The 22,733-nt window shown below is 40.0% G+C and carries 24 protein-coding genes; 17 read left to right on the forward strand and 7 right to left on the reverse strand.

The genetic code is table 11. The features are described from left to right. Nucleotides 1-49 precede the first annotated feature (49 nt). Nucleotides 50-481 (forward strand): hypothetical protein, encoded by a 432-nt coding sequence (locus IV514_RS03540; protein WP_206483511.1) that lies wholly within the window; start codon nucleotides 50-52, stop codon nucleotides 479-481. A gap of 32 nt (nucleotides 482-513) precedes the next feature. On the opposite strand, the gene IV514_RS03545 is transcribed toward IV514_RS03540, so the two are convergent. Both IV514_RS03545 and IV514_RS03550 read right to left on the reverse strand, forming a co-directional pair. Beyond that, complete coding sequence (locus IV514_RS03545) at nucleotides 514-1,689, reverse strand: chorismate mutase (protein WP_206483512.1); 1,176 nt, start codon at nucleotides 1,687-1,689, stop codon at nucleotides 514-516. Nucleotides 1,690-1,949: 260 nt separating this feature from the next. Beyond that, the gene (locus IV514_RS03550) at nucleotides 1,950-2,333 is read right to left on the reverse strand and encodes an MAPEG family protein (RefSeq protein ID WP_206483513.1); all 384 of its coding nucleotides are present in this window, start codon (nucleotides 2,331-2,333) and stop codon (nucleotides 1,950-1,952) included. A gap of 106 nt (nucleotides 2,334-2,439) precedes the next feature. Between IV514_RS03550 and IV514_RS03555 the strand changes: the two genes are divergently transcribed. The 11 genes from IV514_RS03555 (at nucleotide 2,440) to IV514_RS03605 (ending at nucleotide 12,447) form a co-directional block, all read left to right on the forward strand. After that, a complete protein-coding gene (locus IV514_RS03555; RefSeq protein WP_206483514.1) occupies nucleotides 2,440-3,702 on the forward strand; it encodes an aminotransferase class V-fold PLP-dependent enzyme in 1,263 nt (420 codons plus the stop codon). 19 nt (nucleotides 3,703-3,721) lie between these two features. Continuing rightward, the gene (gene sufU, locus IV514_RS03560) at nucleotides 3,722-4,189 is read left to right on the forward strand and encodes a Fe-S cluster assembly sulfur transfer protein SufU (RefSeq protein ID WP_206483515.1); all 468 of its coding nucleotides are present in this window, start codon (nucleotides 3,722-3,724) and stop codon (nucleotides 4,187-4,189) included. Nucleotides 4,190-4,210: 21 nt separating this feature from the next. Continuing rightward, nucleotides 4,211-5,224 carry an XdhC family protein gene (locus IV514_RS03565; RefSeq protein WP_206483516.1) on the forward strand — a complete coding sequence of 338 codons (1,014 nt, stop codon included), beginning with the start codon at nucleotides 4,211-4,213 and terminating at the stop codon, nucleotides 5,222-5,224. After that, nucleotides 5,212-5,835, forward strand: coding sequence for a nucleotidyltransferase family protein (locus IV514_RS03570; RefSeq protein ID WP_206483517.1), 624 nt, complete (start codon nucleotides 5,212-5,214; stop codon nucleotides 5,833-5,835). The genes IV514_RS03565 and IV514_RS03570 overlap by 13 nt, the downstream gene beginning before the upstream one ends. A 42-nt stretch (nucleotides 5,836-5,877) precedes the next feature. Continuing rightward, nucleotides 5,878-6,429 (forward strand): DUF2058 domain-containing protein, encoded by a 552-nt coding sequence (locus IV514_RS03575; RefSeq protein ID WP_206483518.1) that lies wholly within the window; start codon nucleotides 5,878-5,880, stop codon nucleotides 6,427-6,429. Nucleotides 6,430-6,515: 86 nt separating this feature from the next. Further along, nucleotides 6,516-6,878, forward strand: a complete 363-nt coding sequence (locus IV514_RS03580; protein ID WP_206483519.1) for a glutaredoxin — start codon at nucleotides 6,516-6,518, stop codon at nucleotides 6,876-6,878. An 81-nt stretch (nucleotides 6,879-6,959) separates the two neighbouring features. Beyond that, nucleotides 6,960-7,964 (forward strand): protein-methionine-sulfoxide reductase catalytic subunit MsrP, encoded by a 1,005-nt coding sequence (msrP, locus tag IV514_RS03585; protein ID WP_206483520.1) that lies wholly within the window; start codon nucleotides 6,960-6,962, stop codon nucleotides 7,962-7,964. Between the two features lie 12 nt (nucleotides 7,965-7,976). Then, on the forward strand, nucleotides 7,977-8,582 hold the full coding sequence (gene msrQ / locus IV514_RS03590) for a protein-methionine-sulfoxide reductase heme-binding subunit MsrQ (RefSeq protein ID WP_241242160.1): 606 nt from the start codon (nucleotides 7,977-7,979) through the stop codon (nucleotides 8,580-8,582). A gap of 168 nt (nucleotides 8,583-8,750) precedes the next feature. Beyond that, nucleotides 8,751-10,133, forward strand: a complete 1,383-nt coding sequence (locus IV514_RS03595; protein ID WP_206483521.1) for an amidohydrolase — start codon at nucleotides 8,751-8,753, stop codon at nucleotides 10,131-10,133. Nucleotides 10,134-10,147: 14 nt separating this feature from the next. Beyond that, nucleotides 10,148-11,389: an amidohydrolase family protein gene (locus IV514_RS03600; RefSeq protein ID WP_206483522.1), complete on the forward strand. Its 1,242-nt coding sequence runs from the start codon at nucleotides 10,148-10,150 to the stop codon at nucleotides 11,387-11,389. Between the two features lie 161 nt (nucleotides 11,390-11,550). Continuing rightward, nucleotides 11,551-12,447, forward strand: a complete 897-nt coding sequence (locus IV514_RS03605; RefSeq protein ID WP_206483523.1) for a D-hexose-6-phosphate mutarotase — start codon at nucleotides 11,551-11,553, stop codon at nucleotides 12,445-12,447. Nucleotides 12,448-12,460: 13 nt separating this feature from the next. Here the strand turns inward: IV514_RS03605 and mutH are convergent, their stop codons facing one another. After that, nucleotides 12,461-13,138: a DNA mismatch repair endonuclease MutH gene (mutH, locus tag IV514_RS03610; protein WP_206483524.1), complete on the reverse strand. Its 678-nt coding sequence runs from the start codon at nucleotides 13,136-13,138 to the stop codon at nucleotides 12,461-12,463. 164 nt (nucleotides 13,139-13,302) lie between these two features. Here mutH and rppH point away from each other — a divergent pair, with 164 nt between their 5' ends. The 4 genes from rppH to IV514_RS03630 all read left to right on the forward strand — a co-directional run bounded on the left by rppH (nucleotide 13,303) and on the right by IV514_RS03630 (nucleotide 18,170). After that, nucleotides 13,303-13,809: an RNA pyrophosphohydrolase gene (rppH, locus tag IV514_RS03615; RefSeq protein WP_206483525.1), complete on the forward strand. Its 507-nt coding sequence runs from the start codon at nucleotides 13,303-13,305 to the stop codon at nucleotides 13,807-13,809. A 336-nt stretch (nucleotides 13,810-14,145) separates the two neighbouring features. Next, nucleotides 14,146-16,422 (forward strand): phosphoenolpyruvate--protein phosphotransferase, encoded by a 2,277-nt coding sequence (gene ptsP, locus IV514_RS03620; protein WP_206483526.1) that lies wholly within the window; start codon nucleotides 14,146-14,148, stop codon nucleotides 16,420-16,422. A gap of 19 nt (nucleotides 16,423-16,441) precedes the next feature. Then, nucleotides 16,442-17,236, forward strand: coding sequence for a sulfite exporter TauE/SafE family protein (locus tag IV514_RS03625; protein WP_206483527.1), 795 nt, complete (start codon nucleotides 16,442-16,444; stop codon nucleotides 17,234-17,236). Nucleotides 17,237-17,336: 100 nt separating this feature from the next. Then, nucleotides 17,337-18,170 (forward strand): thymidylate synthase, encoded by an 834-nt coding sequence (locus IV514_RS03630; protein WP_206483528.1) that lies wholly within the window; start codon nucleotides 17,337-17,339, stop codon nucleotides 18,168-18,170. A 79-nt stretch (nucleotides 18,171-18,249) separates the two neighbouring features. Here IV514_RS03630 and IV514_RS03635 read toward each other — a convergent pair whose 3' ends face one another. From IV514_RS03635 to yegQ, 3 genes are all read right to left on the reverse strand, one after another. Next, nucleotides 18,250-18,861 (reverse strand): hypothetical protein, encoded by a 612-nt coding sequence (locus tag IV514_RS03635; RefSeq protein WP_206483529.1) that lies wholly within the window; start codon nucleotides 18,859-18,861, stop codon nucleotides 18,250-18,252. A gap of 180 nt (nucleotides 18,862-19,041) precedes the next feature. After that, on the reverse strand, nucleotides 19,042-19,287 hold the full coding sequence (locus IV514_RS03640; RefSeq protein WP_206483530.1) for a YfhL family 4Fe-4S dicluster ferredoxin: 246 nt from the start codon (nucleotides 19,285-19,287) through the stop codon (nucleotides 19,042-19,044). A gap of 8 nt (nucleotides 19,288-19,295) precedes the next feature. Further along, nucleotides 19,296-20,648 carry a tRNA 5-hydroxyuridine modification protein YegQ gene (gene yegQ / locus IV514_RS03645; protein ID WP_206483531.1) on the reverse strand — a complete coding sequence of 451 codons (1,353 nt, stop codon included), beginning with the start codon at nucleotides 20,646-20,648 and terminating at the stop codon, nucleotides 19,296-19,298. A gap of 232 nt (nucleotides 20,649-20,880) precedes the next feature. Here yegQ and IV514_RS03650 point away from each other — a divergent pair, with 232 nt between their 5' ends. Then, nucleotides 20,881-21,723, forward strand: a complete 843-nt coding sequence (locus IV514_RS03650; RefSeq protein WP_206483532.1) for an HDOD domain-containing protein — start codon at nucleotides 20,881-20,883, stop codon at nucleotides 21,721-21,723. A 77-nt stretch (nucleotides 21,724-21,800) separates the two neighbouring features. On the opposite strand, the gene rdgC is transcribed toward IV514_RS03650, so the two are convergent. Continuing rightward, nucleotides 21,801-22,721: a recombination-associated protein RdgC gene (gene rdgC / locus IV514_RS03655; protein WP_206483533.1), complete on the reverse strand. Its 921-nt coding sequence runs from the start codon at nucleotides 22,719-22,721 to the stop codon at nucleotides 21,801-21,803. Between the last annotated feature and the right edge of the window lie 12 nt (nucleotides 22,722-22,733).

The following is a 22,733-nucleotide window of genomic DNA, read 5'->3' on the forward strand; positions in this document are numbered from 1 at the left end:
TGTATAAAAAGGGAACAATAAAAATAATAAAATTACTGGGAAAGTGGTTGTGAATATAAAGAAAAAATCGCAAGTGAATAAAAAGTTATGGTCGTTTAATATTGGTTGTTTGCTCGCTTATGCGTTTTTATGGTTAGTAAATATAGGGCATTTGGCTCCAGTGCCTGAATTGCTGCATGCGTACCCAACGTTTATTTTGGATTATTACCCGAGTATTTTCAGTAGCGGTTGTGCGTTGATTGCCACTTTAGCTGCACTTTACTTGATGAATCGAGGTTTAAATATTTGTGCAAGTGAGCACACCTTTTGGTTATTACTGCCTAGTTTTAGTTTAATTGTGTTAACTGGGCTCTCAGCTAATGAGCGTTTAACGACAATGTTAATTTCAGTGCTACCTTCATTAACCGTACTCACGTTAATCGCCGTATTTTATCGTTTATCTCAACAGCGAGTGGCGCGAATAAAAAAATGCGCTGTTTAATGCGCATTTTCTTCAATCATTATTAGCCTAGGCTAAATGGCATCACTTGGTACACTGGTTGGACTGATATGTTCAATGGGATAACAACCTAAAACTTTAATAAAGTTAGTTAGTGGGGTTATTTCGTTAATCGCTTCTTGTAGCGCCAGTTGCTTAGTGTTGGCTTCAACATCTAAATAGAACATTTCTTCCCAAGGTCGTCCTTGAATGGGGCGAGATTCAAGTTTGCACATATTAATGCCTTTATTTTTTAACACTAATAAGCATTCCACCAGTGCACCTGGGGTTTGGCCTGTTGCGAGAATGATAGCCGTTTTAGCTGGAATTTGTTCGGCAACATCGACAGGTTTTCTTGCCACTAATATAAAGCGACTGTGGTTTTCACTTTGATTGGCAATTGATTTTTCTAAGGCGTGTAACTGGTAAAGGTGACCACCTTCCTCACTACCGATCACTGCGACACTTGGGTCTTGTAATTCATAAACTTTTGCCATGGCATCAGCCGTGCTTTCACAATATTCAATGCGAATATTATCTTGTTTGTCCAGAAAGTTACTGCATTGAGTAAACGGTTGGCCATGGGCATAAATTGTGGTGATTTTATCTAAGCGAGTATTTACCGCAGTTAATAAGCAATGTTCAATAGGCTGAGTAATTTCACCGACAATGGATAGGTTTGTATGCTGTAAAACATCATACACTTCATTGATACTACCTGAGCTCGTGTTTTCAATGGGTAACATACCGTAATCAACATGGCCTGATTCAACTTGTTGCATGATGTCTGCAAAACTTTGACAACCATATTCAATAATTTTTTCGGCTCGGCGAGAAAAATAACGATGACTTGCTAAGTAGCTGTATGAGCCTTTATCGCCAAGAAATGCAACGCTGACCGTTGGCATTTCAATATTTGGGTTTGCTAGGGTTTGCAAGTAGGCTTGTTGATTGAGCACTGAATCTTCGATGATGGTTTGAAAGACACTCGTGACATAATGTGCATCAAGACCATACTCTTTACCTTGTTTGATCAATCGGATCAGTAACTCTTGCTCTCGTTGTTGATCTCGAACAGGACGTACTTGTAACGCCTTGCTTTTCGCAACATTTAAGGTAAGGGCACGGCGTTCAGCAAACAGAGCAAGTAATTGTTGATCGAGTTGGGTAATTTTTTCTCTTATTTTGTTCAGGTCAAGTTCTTCTTTCACGTGTTACCTACTTAGTTAGATCCAATAAATTGTCAATTGAGCACTTTTCAAATTAGCTATTACTCAAATAAAAAAACCTCCGGAAGGAGGTTTAATCGTAAATGGTTGACGACACAAACACTCCTACTGCTGAGGCAGTAAAAAAAGAAAGAGCATAAAAAGAGTAAAAATATTTTTCGTCATTATTGCACTTTAGCGAGCGGTTACTGAGTTTTCAAGCCTTTGTTTATATCAATTTTTCTAACTCACTAACCACTTTGCTATAAACATTGCCAAACGATCAAGAAAGAACATACAGTAGCTATGCCCCAAACAAGAGAGCGTAATACACTAATATTTACTAAATATAATATTTGGTACACAACTCGAGCGCCAACATGAAGCAAGGCTAGTTGTTGCACCCATTGACCCGTTTGGTGAGTTGCAATAGCCAATAAAATAGCGGGAGCAAAAATCATGAGTGATTCAAAGGCATTTTGGTGAGCTGCTAATGCTCGTGCACCAAATCCGGTTAACTTTGCTTGCTGGGCTCGAGGGTGATTATTGTCATACCCTCCAAGTCTATGCATAGCAATGGCAACTGGAATTTTACCTAGGTATGGCAGTAGTAGCGCAATAAATAAACAGTAAATCAGTACGGTCATTGTATTTTCCTTTATGGCGGTTCATTGTTGGTTACACTTGTAACATTGAAAAACTCTCTTGGTATGATAGTTTGCTAATAATTGAAAACAATTAATTTATCTATTTATGACTAGTGCTAGTCCTTGGAAACAAGATTTTCCTATTTTTTCTTCTCATGCGCACCCATCACTGTGTTATTTAGATAGTGCAGCCACGTGTTTGACTCCTAAACATGTGGCGGATGCTGTCTATCATTATCAATGTTACAGCCATGCTAATAGTCATAAAGGACTTTATCAACTCAGTGCTAACGTTACTGAAAAAGTTGAACATGCGCGTGAAACGGTGGCTGATTTTATTGGCGCTACCAGCGGAGCAAGTATCAGTTTTAATTCCGGTACAACCGAAGGGATTAATTTGATTGCTTTTAGTTTTGTTGAACCTATATTAAGTGATGCATATAAAAAAGGAAAGCCGAGTAACCTAGTGATCAGTGCTGTTGAGCATCATGCTAATTTGTTACCTTGGCAGCGATTAGCCGAGCGTTATCAAGCAGAGCTTAGAGTGGTGAAGATCACCGACGAAGGCATTATGGATTTAGCACATTTATCTCAGTTACTTGATAATAACACTCGAGTACTCGCTTTTAGTCATTGCTCCAATGTCTTGGGGCGATTTAATCCAGCAGAGCAGATTTGTAGGATAGCGAAACGCCATCATGTACCAACCATCGTTGATGGTGCTCAGGCTGTGGCTCATGGGAAAACGAATGTCAGTGCTATTGATTGTGATTTTTATGTTTTCTCTGCACATAAGCTCTATGGCCCAACTGGTTGTGGCGTAATGTATGGTAAAACAGAACATTTTGAGCAAATGAGACCCTATCAGCTAGGTGGTGGAATTGTTTCAAAAGTAAATTTCACCGAGTCAGATTTCGTGGCAGGGGCGACTAAATTTGAGCCGGGTTCACACCATGTTGCAGGTATCGTTGGTTTAGTCGAAGCCATCGAATATTTACACGATATCTCTTGGCCGGATATTCAGCAGCATATGGAAAAGTTGGCGCTGTATTTAAATACATCGTTAAATGAACTACCCTATTATCAACCCCTGATAGTGCCATCTGCTAAGCGTTTAGCTGCTCAGCCAACTGAAGTAGCTTCGATAGTGAGCTTTCGACTTAAGAACGTGCATTGTCATGATGTTGCGAGTTTACTTGATAGCAATAATATTGCAGTACGAGCTGGTCATCACTGCGCGCAACCGCTGCATGAAACATTAGGAGTTACTGCAACAGTGCGGGCATCGCTTGGTTTGTATAATGATTTTTCAGATGTTGATAAGTTAGTTGCCGGGTTAGATCAAGCGTATCAGTTAATGACAGGTTAGCGATAAAGGTAGAGTTTTCATGAGTGAAGCTTCACAACAAAAGCCAGATCAGCCAGCTGTGCATGATGATCATGCATTATACCAACAAGCATTGTTGGCACATCATAAATCACCCGTTGGTTATAATCTTGCGATAGTGGCTACTCATAGTGCACAAGGAGTCAATGCTACTTGTGGTGATGATATCAAGATAGCCGTTGAAATAGAGCAAAACTATCTGCAAGCGCTTGCCTTTTACGGGGACAGTTGTGCAATTTGTCGCGCTTCTGCTTCGATGCTTTGCCAACACCTGAAGGGGCTTTCGGTGGCAGAGGTGCTCGCATTAAGTCAGAAAGTCAAGGCGTCTTTGTCGGAGAATGTCAGCTTAATAGGTGTTGCCGCTGAGCAATTTGAACCGCTGAGATCAGTGGAAAAATTCCCTGTACGTAAGCAATGTGCTTTGCTACCTTGGACGACACTGGAACAGGCACTCAATGCAACATCTTAGGTGCAATAAAGCGGCAATAGCATGCAAGAAAACTGGCAACAACTGATAGCGCAATTCGAACCATCAAAAGCTTATGTATTGGCTACCATAGTGGCGACGCAAGGTTCTACTTATCGTAAATCTGGCACTATGATGTTAATCGATCAACAGGGACAATGTACGGGGCTACTCAGTGGTGGTTGTTTAGAAGCTGATATCGCGTTACATGCCGAACAGGTTTTTAATCACCAGCAAAGCAAATTACTTCAGTATGATTTAAAAGCCGATGCAGATTTATTGTGGGGGCTGGGGTTAGGCTGCGAAGGGGCGATTGATATCTTGTTACAACCCCTTACTCCTGAAAATGAACATCTTGGCTTTTATCAACTTATCCAACAGCTAGAGCAGAGAAAATCTGGCTTTTATTGTCAACGCATCGCCGAACAAACAGAGCCTAAAGCGGCATTTATTGCCTGTCATCATGATGATAGTGGTTCGGTAAAACAAGCTTTAGCTTCAATTAAACACACTGACGATGCTGCCCAGTGGTTAGTTACGCCAATGATGCCGATTTTTAGCATTTTATTATGTGGTGCAGGGCCTGATGCGGTTCCTGTGGTTACTATGGCTCAGCAACTAGGTTGGCATATTACTTTACAAGATCATCGTGACAGCCATTTGGCCCAGCCAGAATTTGCCAATTGCTTTAACAGACGTAAACTTCGAGCTGAGCACACTACTGCCGCCGATTTTATTGGTTTTGATGGCGTGATCATCATGACGCATAACTTAACCAGTGATGGACAATTATTGAAAAATGCTCTTGATGCAGAGCTTGGTTATATTGGCTTGCTTGGGCCAGCAGGACGAAGAGATAAGTTACTCAACGAACTGTCGTTAACGGCGAAAGAGGTAAATGGGCGAGTATATGGCCCTATTGGGTTGGATCTTGGTGGCCGAAGTCCACAAGCGATTGCCTTATCCATTTGTGCGCAAATTCAGCAATTTATTAGTCATCAACAGCAACATCAAGGGATGAAATCTTGGTACCTGTAAGCGAGCCAACACTTGCTATTGTTATTTTGGCTGCAGGCTGCTCTTCTCGTTTAGGTCAGGCCAAGCAACTAGTGAAAATAGGGCAACAAAGCTTGTTGGTCAGACAATGTCAGCTGGCATTATCCATTTCTGCTAATGTGACATGTGTACTAGGTTTTCAAGCTGAGCGTATGGGGGATGAAATTGCACCGTTGAAGATACAAAGTATGGTAAACCCTGATTGGCAAAAAGGATTATCAAACTCAATTGCATTTGGCATAAAAACGCTGACACCAAACATTGATGGGATAATGCTGATACTTGTCGATCAATGGCAATTATGCCAAGCCGACCTTAATAAACTTGTTAATAGTTGGCGGCAAGTGCCAGAGAAAATTGTGTGCGCGTCAATAGACAATGGTGACAATGACAAGTCAATCTTTGGTCCACCTGTGATATTCCCGAAGCGATACTTTCCTGAGTTAATCGCTTTAGAAAAAGGCTCAGGTGCCAAGGCAATAATTAAGCAGTATAAGGATAACGTGATATTTATCCCAATGGCTGAGGCGTTTACTGATTTAGACACGCCAGAGCAACTTGTACGCTTGCAACGCTTTTTTAACCAAGATTAACTTGGTAAAATCCCCAGTAAGATAAATTTGATGGAATTTCCTATGGCTTCTTTACAAGATCAGCTTTTAAAAGCTGGCTTAACCACAAAACAAAAAGCGCGACAAGCGAATACCGACAAACGTAAAAAAAATAAACAAAAACGTAGCGGAGCAAAAGTTGATACCAGCTTGCAAGAGCAAGTTAAACAAGATTTAGCGAAAGCGCAGCAAGAAAAAATTGCCAGAGATGCTGCGTTAAATGCACAAAAGCAAGAACAACTTGCGTTGAAAGAGCAAGAATTACGTATTCAACAAATTTTGCAACATCATCAAATAAAAGATGTTGATGGCGAAACAGAATACAATTACACCTTCAATAATGTCATTAAAAAACTTTATTTAAATAGTGCGACGCATCAAGCATTAGTCAATGGTCGCTTAGCACTGTGCGGGCAACAAGATGTGACTTATATTGTTACCAAAGAGACTGCAGAAAAGCTTGCTGAGTTAGATGATAAAGTGATTTTAGTGCAAAATGACAAAGTTGATGATGAGCACAGTGATGCGGATGATCCGTATGCCGATTATCAAATTCCTGATGATCTTATGTGGTAATTTATATTAAGCGGTTAGCGCTTGTCGCTGTTAAACCGCTTATGCTAGACTGCGCGGCCGAATAATAGCCTAAATAAGAGGTAGATATGGTTATTTTGCGTTGGATCATCGGTCGCATTATATTATTTTTTGATTTTATTTTTTCCCCTCGTCGCCCTAAACGCGCGCAAGAAGAGCAGCAACAAGTGGATGCCAGTACGGCTCATTTAAGCCTTTATCAACTACCGGCTTGTCCGTTTTGTGTGAAAGTCAGACGAACCATGAAAAGAGGTGGACTAAATATTGAGCTTAAGAATATCAATAAAGATCAAACACTTCGTCAAGAGTTAATTGAGCAAGGCGGTAAACGTACTGTGCCATGTTTAAAAATTGTAGATGAGCAAGCACAAGTGACCTGGCTTTATGAGTCATCACAAATTAACCAATACTTACAACAATTTGTTAAATAACAACTTGATGTAAAAAAGAAAGAATTATTTTGTCGCTCAAGTGGTCTAGTGAATATTACAGAGGCTATTTGAGTGACATCTATGACAAAAAATATTGGTCAACCTGCATCCTGGCAATTGGCGGAAAATCAAGTAACAGATGAAGCTGTTTATCATTCTCGTCGGACATTATTAAAAAAGCTTGGTTTTATTGGTGCTGGCACATTGCTTAGCACTAATACTCAAGCAATTGACTGGTTTTCATCAAAAAAACCGCAAGTATTTAATACTTCTCCACTGACTTTTAAAGCGGCTGATACTAGTAAACAAACATTAACTCCTGAGTCTAAAGTAACTAGCCATAATAATTTTTATGAATTTGGTACGGGGAAATCTGATCCGGTAAAAAATGCTCAAAGTTTTAACGTTGATCCCTGGAAACTGAGTATCACAGGGCTAGTGGAACAACCGATCACCTTAGATTATGACGACCTTTTTAAGCGATTCACCTTGGAAGAGCGTATTTATCGATTGCGTTGTGTTGAAGCTTGGTCAATGGTCATTCCTTGGATAGGTTTTCCGCTGGCCGATATTCTAAAGCAAGCAAAACCGTTATCAAAAGCAAAATATGTAGCGTTTGAAACCTTGTATGATCCCAAACAAATGCCAGGTCAAAATAGTCGTCGCATTGGTGGTGGTATTGATTACCCTTATGTTGAAGGCTTACGATTAGATGAGGCTACGCATCCTTTAACCTTAATGAGTGTTGGACTTTATGGTAAAACCTTACCTGCCCAAAATGGAGCTCCGATCCGTTTAGTGGTGCCATGGAAGTACGGTTTTAAGAGCATAAAATCGATTGTATCCATTAAGTTAGTGGATAAAATGCCGCCAACGACATGGAATATACTGGCCCCGCATGAGTATGGTTTTTACGCGAATGTTAACCCCGAGGTTGATCATCCAAGATGGAGTCAAGCCAGTGAACGCAGGATCACCACAGGTGGACTCTTCGCGCGTAATCGAATAGACACCTTGCCATTTAATGGATACGCCGAACAAGTAGCTCATTTATATAAAAATATGGATTTAACTAAATATTTTTAGGGGTTAGGTATTTTGAGTAAAGCTCATACTATTTTTCTATTAAAAACTGTTATACACCTGTTGTCGGCAGGACTCTTAGCTAATTTGTATTATCAGGCGATTGTCGATCAGTTAGGCGCAGATCCGGTCGAAGCGGTTTTGCACTTTACTGGTATTGGTGCGTTTAACTTGTTATTGCTGAGCTTGACGGTTAGCCCTTTAGTTAAGTGTTTTAAGTGGCAAATATTGATGAAGGTCAGACGGTTATTGGGCTTATATAGTTTTACTTATGCGTTATGTCATGTCTTAAGTTTTTTAGCGTTTGAAGTGCAATTTAATTGGACACTTTTTATCGATGAAGTAATAGAGCGGCCTTATATCACGGTTGGTATGAGTGCTTTTGTTATTTTATTTGCGCTGGCTGTAACTTCCATTAGTCGACTCAAAAAACAATTGGGACGGCATTGGCAGTTACTCCATAACTGGGTTTATCTGGCATTATTATTAATCGCCTTACATTTTTACTGGTCTGTGAAGTCTGAAGTGATTGAACCTAGTATTTATGTACTGATTTGCTTGGTTTTATTATGGCTGCGAAAAAAGAAACTGACACGCAGGTTTACTCGTCGTGTTCACTGATATTGTGTATTTCATCTTAAGTTTTTAGCACTTGGTCGCACATCCGTATCAATTAGCCACAATAAACTTGTTCAACGTCATTATTCATAATAATGTTGTTAAGATTAGGTAAAATAATAAGCGTAAATTAGTCGACATCGACTGATGATTCACTAGGAACCCTTTAAAATGCAAAAATTTATACCATCATTATTGGTGGCTGCTGTTTCTGTTGCGTTAACTGGTTGTTTACAATCGGATAAGCAAGATGAAAAAGTTGAGATCAATAAAAATCCTTACCCAAGTACTTATCAATCACTACCAAGCACAAATACGTTAATTCGCCATGCGACTGTGTTGACGGGCACAGGTGAGCGCATCGACAATGCGGATGTGTTAATGATCGATGGTAAAATTTCTCAAGTGGGTGTTGGTTTATCCGCTGATGGAGCCGTTGAGGTCGATGCCTCTGGTAAATGGTTAACGCCAGGCATTATTGATGTGCACTCGCATTTAGGTGTTTATCCTAGTCCATCAGCAGAATCTCACTCTGATGGAAATGAGGCGACTCAACCTAATACTTCAGAAGTATGGGCTGAACACAGTATTTGGCCACAAGATCCTGGTTTTCAAAGAGCACGAGCTGGCGGTATCACTACCTTACAAATTTTACCTGGCTCAGCAAACTTATTTGGTGGTCGTGGCGTGACCTTACGTAATGTCCCTAGTCATACCATGCAAGGCATGAAATTTCCTGAGGCACCTTATGGTTTAAAAATGGCGTGTGGTGAAAACCCTAAACGTGTTTATGGCGGTAAAAAAGTGTCACCATCTACTCGTATGGGGAACATGGCGGGTTATCGCATGGCATGGGCAGAAGCGTCTGAATATAAACGTGCCTGGGATAAGTATGAAGCAGATTATGCGGCTGGCAAAAATCCAGAAGCACCGGCTAGAGATATTGAGCTAGATACCTTAAAAGGTGTGTTAGAAGGTGAAATACTGATTCACAATCATTGCTATAAAGCTGAAGAAATGGCCATGATGATCGATTTAGGCAAAGAGTTTGGTTATCACTCTGGTACATTCCATCATGCGATTGAAGCGTACAAAATCGCTGATAAATTAGCTGAAAATGGTAACTGTGCGGCTATGTGGCCTGATTGGTGGGGCTTTAAAATGGAAGCCTATGACATGGTGCAAGAAAATGTTGCTATTGTCGATGCTAAGGCTAATTCGTGTGCCGTAGTACATTCTGATTCTGCTACAACGATTCAGCGTTTGAATCAAGAAGCGGGTAAAGTGATGTATCGGGCAAATGATAATGGTTTTGATATTAAACCGGAACATGCTATTACCTGGATCACTGCAAATGCGGCGAAATCATTAGGTATTGCTGATAAAACTGGTAGCTTAGAAACGGGTAAAAATGCCGATGTGGTGTTATGGAATCGCAATCCATTTAGTGTATATGCGCAAGCAGAGCAGGTGTTTGTTGATGGGGCTAAAGTATATGATCGTTTTGATGAAAAATATCAAGCTAAAAGCGATTTTATGTTAGGTCAGCAATAATAAGGGATAATACTATGAAATTATTTAAAACTTCACTTATCGCTTTAGCACTTGCTACGGCTTCTTCGGCATCGGCTGACACCATTGCCATCACTAATGCTAAGGTACATACCGTAACCGAGCAGGGGGTGTTAGATAATGCCACTGTGGTTATTGAAGATGGTGTGATCAGTGCAATTAATCCTGACAGCGTTGATGCAGATACCACCATTGATGCACAAGGCAAAAACTTAACGCCGGGTTTGATTGGTTCGATGAATCAATTAGGTTTAGTGGAAGTTAGTGCCGTATCAAGAACACGAGATGCGGGTGAGGAGAAAGCAGATATTACCTTTGATGCTAGTGCAGCATTTAATCCATATTCAACAGTAATTGCTTACAGCCGTAAGGGCGGGATCACGACCAATGTCGTGGTGCCCTATGGTGGAAGTAAGATGTTTAAGGGCCAAGCATTTGTTGCTGACTTATCGGGTGATTTAGATAGCATTGTCAGTACAAATTCTGCCGTTATTGTTGATCTTGGCGCTAAAAGTAAAGGCTCAAGAGCGTTTGAAATTCAAAAACTACGCCATAAACTTGAAGATGCACAAAAAGCGTTAGCGAAAGCGGCAGAAAAAGCCAAAGATGATAAAAAGTCGGAGAAAGAGCCTAAGCGTGATGAAAAAATTATAAATTCATTACTATCGGGTGAAAAGCCGTTAATTGCTTATGCTGAACGAGCAACTGATATTATGGCGTTATTGGCATTAAAAAAAGACTTTGAACTTGACTTAGTGATCAGTGGTGCTGGTGATGCTCTTCGTGTCGCTGAACATATCGCAACTGCTCAAGTCCCCGTGATTATAGGGACGATAGGTAATTTACCTAGCTTTGATGCCTTGCATAGTTCATTAGAAAGTGCTGCTAAATTGATTGATGCAGGAGTGAATGTGATCTTTGCTCAAAGTGGTGATACCCATAATTTATATCAATTGCGCTTTGATGCAGGTGTCGCTGTGGCAAATGGTGTCAGTAAAGACAATGCGTTGGCTGCGGTAACTGCGAATGTTGCTGATGTTTTCAATATTAATGCCGGTCGTATTGCCGTTGGTAAGAAAGCTGATTTAGTACTGTGGAGTGATGATCCGTTTGAATTATCCACTAAGGTCGAGAAGATGTGGATTGATGGTGTTGAGAAGTCGACCACCAGTCGACATGATGCATTAAGAGAGCGCTATACAGCTGAATCAGAGCTGCCTAGAGCTTATACGAAATAACTTTTGGCAATTTGTGAATCGAAAGCCAAGGCAGCAATGTCTTGGCTTTTTTGTTATTTGCTCTTCAACAAATAAAGTGGTTAACAGTGAATACTTTTATTCTTTCATCCACATTAGCGCTTCGCTAGAATAAAGCAATTGTTGATAAATAAGCACTTGTTATGACCAGTAAACCACTTATGTCGAATGATTTTGGCACAATACATCAAAAAACGGATGAGCAGGGGAATGCGTTCATTGATATTCTACATGATTGCGCGAGCGCGACAGTGTCTTTGTATGGTGGACAAGTATTAAGTTGGCAACCGGCAAATCATCAATCCGTACTTTGGCTTAGTGAACAAGCGCAATATGGCCAAGGTAACGCTATTCGCGGCGGTATTCCTATTTGTTGGCCATGGTTTGGTCCAAAACTTGATCAACAGGGCAATAATGGCGGTAATCATGGTTTTGCCCGCAATAATCTTTGGCAGCTAGTTCAGTGTCAAATTGAGGAAAAGCAGGCGGTGTTAACGCTTGAGTTAACGGGTGAAAATTTACATGACTTGTGGCCATCAAAATTTACTTTATGTCAGCAGTTGTTTATCGGTAAAGAGCTACGCCAAGTGTTAGTGATGGAGAACTTATCTTCGCAACCCGTGCAATATAGCAGTGCCTTACATACTTATTTTGCTGTAAGTCACCCGTCAAATGTGCAAGTACCCCAGCTTCACCATGCTGTCTTTGATGATAAATTAAGTCAACTAACAGCACAAAAACAGCCATTAAACCATTGTGTTGGTCCTATTGATCGAATTTATCATAGTGAGCAAACTCAACAGATTATCGATCAACAATGGCAACGTAAAATCACCATTGCCGCGAGCAATTGTCAGCAATGGGTTTTGTGGAATCCTGGTCTTGAAACGGCACAGCAAATGTCTGATGTTCATCAAGGAGGAGAGAATGAGTTTGTCTGCTTAGAAGCGGCAAATACCAATGAACATATTATTGCGGCTGGTAGTCAGTGTCAGATTGTACAACGCATCTCAGTTGAACACCTATCTAGCATTGATTGATGAGCGAGAGTGCTTAATTAAGCCGTAAGTTTTTGGCGAGTAATGCTTGTGTAAAGCTTGTTTTTAGATAAAAGCCGCGTGGCAGGGTTTGAAATGGCTGACCATGTTGGTTGAAAGCTTGGGTTTTGGCTTGGCTATTAGCGGCTTTAGGTCGTAATTGCAGTGCTTGGCCTATTTTACCGGTAATTTGCTCAACTTCGCCGAGCACTATCATATCGGTGAGTTCTTGCCAATCTTGAGCCAGTGTTTGTTCTTCTTCAGGGCTTGGTTGCCATAAAAATGGCGTACAGACCACGCGTTGTGCGATGGGGATCTCTCGTTCAGAAATAACTGGCACCCAAAGTACCTGTTTGAGTTTATTCCTGATATGACTGTTATGCCAAGTTGTCCCAATTAATCCAGTTAATGGCGCGACACAAACAAAAGTGGTTTCTAGTGGTTTACCATAGCGATCAATGGGTAAGGATTTAAGTTCGATACCTAAATGGGGGAAATCTGGCTCGGGTTTGGAACCTGCACTTGCTCCTAGTGCCTGTTCAAGCAGTAATCCAATCCAGCCTTTTTCTTTTTGCAAGTTTGACGGTACTTTTATCCCTTGTCTGTTGGCAATTTCGCTGAGCGATAGACCAGCTAAGGCATGCGCCCTTTTTATTAGTTCTGCTTCACTGGTTGGGATATTAAGAGTTGCCATGCCATTGTTACTAAAGTTAAAAGTTGTATTATCTTGCTTGCTCTTTGCCAATACAAGTTTAATTGTTTATTGCGTTTTTTATCGATTGAAATCACAGTTTTTATTTGCTCAGCGCGCGAGATTATGGAAGAATCAAACTATAGTTAAATTTATTGGGAAGTCCTGTGATAGATGCCGAAGGCTATCGAGCTAATGTCGGCATAGTCATAATCAATGACAGGGGACAAGTTTTTTGGGCAAGACGCTACGGTCAGCACTCTTGGCAATACCCTCAAGGAGGGGTTGATGAGGGTGAAACACCAGAGCAAACCATGTATCGGGAACTGTACGAGGAAGTAGGGTTAAAACCTGAGCATGTGAAATTAATTGCTTCCACAAAACATTGGCTAAGGTACAAATTACCAAAACGATTGATCAGACATGACAGTAAGCCTGTTTGTATTGGGCAAAAACAAAAGTGGTTTTTGTTAAAATTGACAGCAAAAGAATCAGCAGTTGACCTGTTACATTCTGGTCACCCTGAGTTTGATGATTGGCGTTGGGTGAGTTATTGGTATCCTGTTAGGCAAGTTGTCTCTTTTAAGCGTGAGGTTTATCGTAAAGTGATGAAGGAATTTATCACATACAGTTTACCTAATCATCGCCATGATCGCCGAAAACGTCGTAATTGATTATTACTGTGTTAACCTAAGTTGTAAACGCAATATTAAATAGCTCACTGTACTAACCGTGGGCTATTTTTTTTCATAAATTGGGCTGTTGATATTTTCTTATCAGCGCCAGTGATTGGCTAATTTTCAACTAGGAAAAAAGTTAGCCACAACCTTTCGGGTTGTTTTAAAAATCTTTGTGTTGTTTCATAAATTATTTGAAACAATTAACGAGTCAATGAAGTGCATCGATTATCACGCTCAAGTGTCAGCGAATGTTAAGATGAAAGATTCATCGTTCCCAAGCTAAATTAATCATGTTTGTTGGCGAATTAAGCTAAGTATTAAAGGAGTGTTATGTTAACCAAATTACGACGTATTGCTTTAGAGTTCAGTCAAGGTAATGAACTCGATGTTGCTCTACGCCGTATTGTGACACAAATTAAACAGGTAATGAAAACTGATTGTTGCTCTGTGTATCTAGCGGATCATCAAAAACAGCATTTCGTACTTGTAGCGTCTGATGGCTTGGCTGCAAGTTCTCTTGGTCAAACAACCGTTGGCTTTACTGAAGGATTAGTCGGGTTAGTCGGGCAACGTGAAGAACCTCTTAATATAGCTAACGCTAAACTACACTCTCATTTTGTTCATGCACCTGAAGTGGAAGAAGATGAATTTAATGCGTTTCTTGGCACGCCGATTATTCACCAACGCAAAGTGTTAGGTGTGCTAACCATTCAACAAAAACAGGCACGTTTTTTTACTGAAAATGAAGAAGCATTTATTGTCACTTTAGCTGCGCAAATAGCAACGTCTATGGCTCATTCTGAAGCCAATGCTTTGATTGTTCAAAATCAAGGACAACACCAGTGGTCAACCGCTATTCAAGGAGTATCAGGCTCATCTGGTGTAGCAATGGCACCATTGATGGTGGTACATCCCAATGTTGATTTAGCCGATATCGCTTTACGTAAATCCAATGAAGTCACCTTACAACAGCAGCGTTTTACTAACGCCGTGACCAGCACACATCATGACTTTTCGCGCATGGCGAGTCAGCTTAAGGAGATCATTAGCGATCAAAGTCTTGATATTTTTGAGTTTTATAAACAATTGCTGGATAAAGCTAATTTAGGCAAAGAAATTAGCGAGAAAATTGCGCAGGGTTGGATGGCAGAAAGTGCTTTAAAACTTGTCATAGATAATTATGTGTTGCAATTTGAAGGGTTGGATGATGAATACTTAAGAGAGCGTGCATCGGACATTAAAGATCTCGGTAATCGGTTGTTATTTAATCTACAAGCGCAGAGTATTGGTGAGCGACAAACGCCCGATAGCTTTATTTTACTTGCCGATGAAGTGACAGCATCTATGGTAGCTGAGTATCAGCATCAAGGCTTACAAGGTATAGTGTCTGTTCGTGGTTCAAGTAATTCTCATGCGGCTATTTTAGCTCGTGCATTGGCAATTCCCGCTGTCATGGGGGTTGAACGGGCAGCACTGAGTAAAGTGGATCAATTGTTGTGCATTATTGATGGTTATAGTGGCGAATTGTTTGTTGATCCCAGTGAAGCGCTTATCCATGAATATCAGCATCTCATTGCCGAAGAGAGTGCCTTAACAGAAAAAGTACGCGCTGTTGCGCAATTGCCGGCACAAACGCTTGATGGCCACGAGATTGAGTGTTTATTAAATGCAGGTTTATCGTCAGGTTTTGAGCATTCAAAAAGCGCAGGTGCCAATGGTATCGGTTTATATCGTACCGAAATTCCTTTTATGCACCGTAGTTGTTTTCCCTCAGAGCTTGAACAAAAAGTATTGTATCGCCAGGTGTTAGAAGCTTTTTCAGAAAGTACTGTTACTATGCGTACTCTTGATGTTGGCGGTGATAAATCGTTACCGTATTTTCCAATCCTAGAAGATAACCCGTTTCTTGGTTGGCGTGGTATACGAATTACCTTAGATCACCCCGAGATATTCTTATTACAAATTAGGGCGATGATGCGCGCTAATCTTGGTTTAGGTAATTTAGAAATTATGTTGCCGATGATTTCTAATTTAGATGAAGTCAATGATGCTATTCGATTGATAAATCAGGCATACTATGAACTCTCATCGGAATTAATTTTCGAACAAGGGCAAACATTAGTTCGGCCAAAAATCGGTATCATGATTGAAGTGCCGAGTGTGCTCTTTCAACTGGAAGAGTTGGCGAGCAAAGTTGATTTCTTCTCGGTAGGTAGTAATGATTTAACTCAATATTTGTTGGCAGTCGATCGTAATAATTCGCGGGTAGCGAGTCTTTATAGTTCTTATCACCCGGCAGTATTAAGAGCGTTAAATGTCATAGCGAAGCAAGCAAGACAGTTTAATGTGCCATTAAGTTTGTGTGGTGAATTGGCCAGTGAACCTGCAGGCGCTTTATTATTGCTGGCAATGGGCTATGATAAGTTAAGTATGAACCCACATAATATAGCTCGAATTAAGTGGGTGATTCGTCATATTGAAATGACCAACGCGCAAAAAATATTACAACGCGTATTAACATTTTCCAATGCCAAACAGGTCCATAACTTTTTAAATGAACAATTAGAATTACTTGGGTTAGGAGGCTTTGTTAGAGCCGGAATGTAGTAATTTTTAGGGATTTTTCATGTTTTTTACCGTATTTTTATCCTGTGCTTTTTTAGGTTGTATTGCTGGTTTCCTTGCGGGATTACTGGGCATTGGTGGTGGCTTAGTTATCGTACCTGCGCTGGTGTATTTGCTACCCAGTTTAGGTTTTGCTGGTGAAAGCTTAATGCCGATTGCCATTGCCACCTCTTTAGCATCTATCGTATTTACTGCGGCATCTGCAACTTTCGCCCATCATAAAAATAATAATATTCCTTGGGATATTGCCAAACAATTGATGATAATGATCGCGGTTGGTGCCTTGCTTGGTGCCTATGTGGCTGATACTTTATCGAACGAATTGTTAACCTATATTTTTGCCACTGCGGTGACAATTTTAGCAAGTTATATGCTGCTTTCTATCCGTACGGTGAAAACTAAACCTATGCCCAACGGTTGGGTGATTAAATCTGTTGGTTTTAGTACTGGAGCAATCGCTAGTATTATGGGGATTGCTGGCGGCGCTATTTTAGTGCCTATTTTGACATACTACTCAATGTCAATTCGTCACGCCATTGGTACGGCAACCGTATGTGGCTTTGTTGTGGCAATTTTTGGTGCAATTGGCTTTATTATTACGGGGTTAGATCATCCGCAGTTACCTGAATGGAGCTTAGGTTATATTTATTTACCTGCGCTATTAGGGATCATATTAACCAGCTCATTATTCGCTCCTTATGGGGTCAAAATGGCGGAAAAATTGCCAGTGCGATACTTAAAACGTTTGTTCTCGGGTTTTTTAATTTTAGTCGCAATAAAAATGGCATTTCAATAGATAAAATTCCTTCGACTGCCGTAGCAATTAACCGATAAATTCTGCATAATTTATTGGTGATATTTTCTCTTCGATTCCATTAACTTTTTAGGATAAATGAATGAAAGCTTATTTAGATTTAATGCGCCATATTTATGAAAATGGCGTTGAAAAGTCAGATCGCACCGGTACTGGTACTAAAAGTATTTTTGGCTACCAAATGCGTTTTGATTTAGCCAAGGGCTTTCCACTTGTCACCACGAAAAAATGTCACTTAAAGTCGATTATTCATGAATTGTTGTGGTTTATTAAGGGCGAATCAAATATTGCCTATTTAAAAGAGCATGGGGTAAAAATTTGGGATGACTGGGCGACCGAAGACGGTGAACTTGGTCCTGTTTACGGTGTGCAATGGCGTAACTGGCCTGCCGCTAATGGTGAGACTATTGATCAACTGGCGGGTCTGATCCACGATTTAAAAACTAATCCAGATTCTCGCCGTCATATCATAACGGCTTGGAATCCTGCGTTACTTCCTGATACGTCAATCAGTCCAAATGAAAATGCAGCACTAGGTAAACAGGCTTTACCGCCGTGTCATACGCTATTTCAGTTTTATGTGCTAGATGGCAAACTCTCTTGTCAGTTGTATCAACGCAGTGCTGATATTTTCCTTGGTGTTCCTTTTAATATTGCCAGCTATGCCTTGTTTACTATGATGATTGCTCAGGTGTGTGATTTAAAACTGGGAGATTTTGTTCATACTTTTGGTGACGCACACTTGTATCTTAATCATATGGAGCAAGTACAAGAGCAGTTATCACGTGAACCATTGCCTTTGCCTACCATGAAAATTAATCCAGCGGTTGATAGTATTTTTGATTTTAAATTTGATGATTTCGAATTAGTCGATTATCAGGCACATCCGCATATTAAAGCGCCGATATCAGTGTAAATTTGGTTTTTTGTAACTCCCCTTGTTATCAAGCGTGACCACAGTGTTGTCACGTGTTTAAGCAAAGGGGAGTGTTGGCTTAAATTTTATTTTGGTAATGATGGATCACTTTTTTATATAAGTTGGAATCAGCGAATTTGAGCTTAACTGCTTGATAAAGATGAATGTTTCCGGCTAATTTTACTTTATCGGCAATGATCAACTCAGGTTTATCATTGTCAAATTTAGACAGCCAATGATCTGTTTTATTCACAGTAATATCTCCTGATATTACTGTTTCTTTCGCTATATTGATGCTTCCAGAAGTAGTGATAATACTGCCTGATACTTGGGTTTGTTGCTGGATATCAATATTGCCATTAATGGTTGAGATATTTCCCTTTATTTTGGCTTTTTCCCCAATATCAATATTACCGTTAATGGTTTCTAATGATTGGGCTTCGCTCAGCTCGGCAAGTTTTATATTACCATTTACCACTTCTATTTGCTGAGCGCTTGCATTAACAGCCAAAGATACATTGCCATTGACAGTAGAAAGCGATCCAGCTGTTTTATTATTATTCACATCAATATTACCAATGGTGGTGCTAACACTTTCGCCTCGTTGGACGTTGTGGTTGGCAATACTACACGCAGTAAGTGTTGTTGCAAGTAAAGTTGCTGTCATTAATGTCTTTGCTGATATGGGCATATTTATACTTATTTTTGTGAAGGTTTGTAATGCTAGCAACTTTTTTGCCAAAAGTTAACTTATTGATATATAGCTTTTTATTTAAATTGGAAATAACTCATTCTGTGTGTTTTACACTTTGTTAGGGAATATTCTCAACAAATAGTGAAAAATAAAACCGGTGCATGCGCTTCGATTAGTTTAGCCATGCATACGGATAAATTTAGCGAGTAACTGGTCTTCGGTTTCTACATGATCGGGATCTTTTTTGATGCAATCAATTGGGCAAACAGACATACAAGTGGGCTTGTCATAATGGCCAATACATTCGGTACACTTGTCAGGGTCTATTTGATAAATTTCTTCACCGAGTGTGATCGCTTGATTAGGGCACTCAGGATCACACATATCACAATTAATGCACGCCGCTTCTATTATCAATGCCATATGAATGCTTAGCCTTGATTTTGTGCAAACGGGTGACGAGTAGTGCCACCTTCATCTAAGTAGCGCATAATAATGGCAAAATTTAAGTCTAAATCAGTCTCAAGTTGAATAAAGACTTTGTGACCAGAGCCTTTGGCATCGGTAATGACTTCACCCTTTTTATTCACCATATGGGTTAAAGAAAAAGAGATATTGCCATTTGGAGTCATTAATTCTAATTGATCGCCAGTTAAGAATTTATTTTTTACATCTACCTCGATAAGTCCAGAGCTTTGATCACGACCAATAACTTCACCGACAAATTGTTGGGTGTCACTTTTTGAGTAACCATAGTCATAATTTTGCGTGTCGCTTGGACGGTGACGCTGTAAAAAACCCTCGGTATAGCCGCGATGCGCTAGGTGCTCTAAGTCTGTGTTGAGTTGCGGGTTAAATGGTTTATCATGCATCGCGTCTAAAATTGCTTGGTTATATATTTGTGCGGTACGCGCACAATAGTAAAAAGATTTTGTTCGACCTTCAATTTTTAATGAGTGAACCCCCATTTTTACTAACCTTTCTACATGCTCAACCGCACGCAGATCTTTCGAGTTCATGATGTAGGTGCCGTGCTCATCTTCAAATGCAGGCATATATTCGCCCGGACGACCTTGTTCTTGTAGTAACACAACATCATCAATGGGCTTTTCTGGGGTAATAATTTGTGGTTGCTGAGCGATCACATCGCCAGTGTCAGTCTCTTTGGCTTCATGCACGTCATATTTCCATCGACAAGCATTGGTACAGGTTCCCTGATTGGGATCGCGTTTGTTGATATATCCTGAGAGTAAGCAACGACCAGAGTAGGCCATACATAACGCGCCATGAACGAACACTTCTAATTCCATTTCAGGGCACTGAAAACGAATTTCTTCTATTTCATCTAGTGATAGCTCACGCGATAAAATAACACGTTCTACCCCTTGTTGGTGCCAAAATTTAACGGTTGACCAGTTGACGGCGTTAGCTTGTACTGAAAGGTGAATTGACATATCAGGGAAATGTTCACGTACCATCATGATCAAACCAGGATCTGACATGATCAATGCATCTGGCTGCATATCGATCACCGGCTTAATGTCTTTTAAAAAGGTTTTTAATTTACTATTGTGCGGGGCAATATTGTTGACTAAGTAAAACTTTTTACCCAGTGCATGCGCCTCGTTAATACCTTGTTGGATTGTTTCCAGGTTAAATTCATTATTACGTACACGGAGTGAATACCTCGGCTGACCTGCATAAACCGCATCTGCTCCATAAGCAAACGCATAACGCATATTTTTTAAACTGCCAGCTGGTGAAAGTAATTCTGGTTTTAACATGGTAAGCACTCTAGTAAAAAAGGGCGTGCATTATAAGTAGAACATATCAATCTTTCAATGAAACTTGTGGTTTTGGACGAAACAATTGTTGAAAAAAACAACAAAATTGATTGATAACAAGCTTGCTTGAAATAAAGATGACAATATTGATGTTTTCTTTAAATAGAATATTCTTTGCTAGGAAATATGTGCTACTTTTAACAATATAAATACAATGATAAAGAGACACCGTATGGGAACAGAAAATGCGCTATATTCCATTTTGGTTGAAAAAATAAAACAAGAAGCGCTTATTTTACCAACGTTACCTGAAGTTGCGCTAAAAGTGCGTGAAGCTGCCGATGACCCTGAAGTCAATCTTGCTCATATGAGTGATATCATTGCTCATGATCCCGCATTATCTATGGGAGTTTTAAGAGTTGCTAATAGTGCAATGTTAGGACGCAGCGTTAAGGTAGAAACTGTTAATCAGGCAGTGACTCGTATTGGTTTGCGGCAAATTAAGAGTATTGCTACAGCGATGGCATTAGAGCAAGTTTTTATTTCTGAAAATGATATTGTTGCTTTGTATCTGAAAAAATCGTGGGCAAAAACCGTGGACGTTTCATCGGTGGCTATTGCCTTAATGACTTTTTATTTAAAGGAGAAGAAACATTCTCCCTTGATGTTAGATACGCTGACTTTGGCGGCATTAATTCATAATATCGGGGTGTTACCCATATTAACGGAAGCTGAAAAACATCCAGATGTGTTTGCCAATCCAACTTTTTTACAACAAGCTATTATCAAGCTTTCCGGAAAAGTTGGTATCGAGGTCAGTAAGGCATGGGGCTTATCAGAAGAGTTTAATGATCTGATAGGCTACTGGAGCGATTTAACCTTTTTACCTAAAGAACCTCATTATATCGACTTTATTCGAGCGGGTGCTGTTTACCATGGTGTTTTTAAAAATGAGAGTACGCAACAAGTGCTGTTAAAAAGCTATGTGGAGAAAGGTATTTTACCAGCAATTGATTTTATGTCTTCAGGGGAATTCAAGGAAGTCGCTGCTGATATCAAACAGATGTTTGGTTAGCTGATCAAAGATTATAAGCGCTATTAGCTAAGCTAATAACGCTTATTGATGTTAGTATTTCTGTAATTACAAGATGGTTACTCTTCCAAGTAATCACTGGCTTTGACAGAAAACTCAGCTAATAAGTCATTGATAAAACGGTTTATTTCACCAGCCATCAAAGCAAAATCAGCATCGAGTCTAGCAACAACATCGTCCTTATCTATGTCTTCATTTTGTTCATGGATCACATCAAAAAACTTCAAGCGTTTAATGGCAAGATCGTCACATAGAATACATGACAGTGCATCATCCCATTCGAGGCCTAATTTGACAACGAACTTGTCGGCATCTAAATGCGCTTTTATTTCATCACTATCAAGTTCTTGATTTTTTACTCGAACAACAGCGCCATCATCACCTAACGCATGAAACTCCGCTTCCATACCTAATTGAAAACTCTCTCCTAGAGTCGTTTCTGTTAACCAATCTGTCATGATTTCATCAGGTGCTTTTTCTGGTGAAACGCTAGTCACAGGTAATGTGCCAAGTACTTTACGTAGTAGGGCGAGAAAATCTTCGGCTTTACTTCGGCTACTGGTGTTGATGACAATCAGGTTCTCTTTCGCATTGATGTAGGCGTGAGTGTCAGTGACCCGAGAAAAGGCTCTGGGCAATAATTCAAAAATAATATCTTCTTTAAACTGCTCTTTTTCTTTTTTGGTGGCGCTTCGTGATTGCTCCGCTTCAAGTTGTGCGACTTTTTCTTCAATCATGTCTTTGATCACGGGAGCGGGTAGAATTTTTTCTTCTTTACGAGCACATAACAGGTGATTACCGTTGACCGAATGTACTATGGTTTGCCCGTGTTTACCTAACGCATTTACCCAACCAAAATGGGATATCTCAGTGGATCCACAAGGCGTAAAAAGATGCTCGCTCAGGTGTTTTTCTAAATCTTGTTCGGACCATTCAAATGGACGTGTAAAGGCAAAAAAGTAAAGGTTTTTAAACCACATTTAGTTATCCTT

Origin of the sequence: Thalassotalea sp. G2M2-11 (assembly GCF_017168195.1) — a bacterium.
Taxonomy (GTDB): Bacteria; Pseudomonadota; Gammaproteobacteria; order Enterobacterales; family Alteromonadaceae; genus Thalassotalea_E.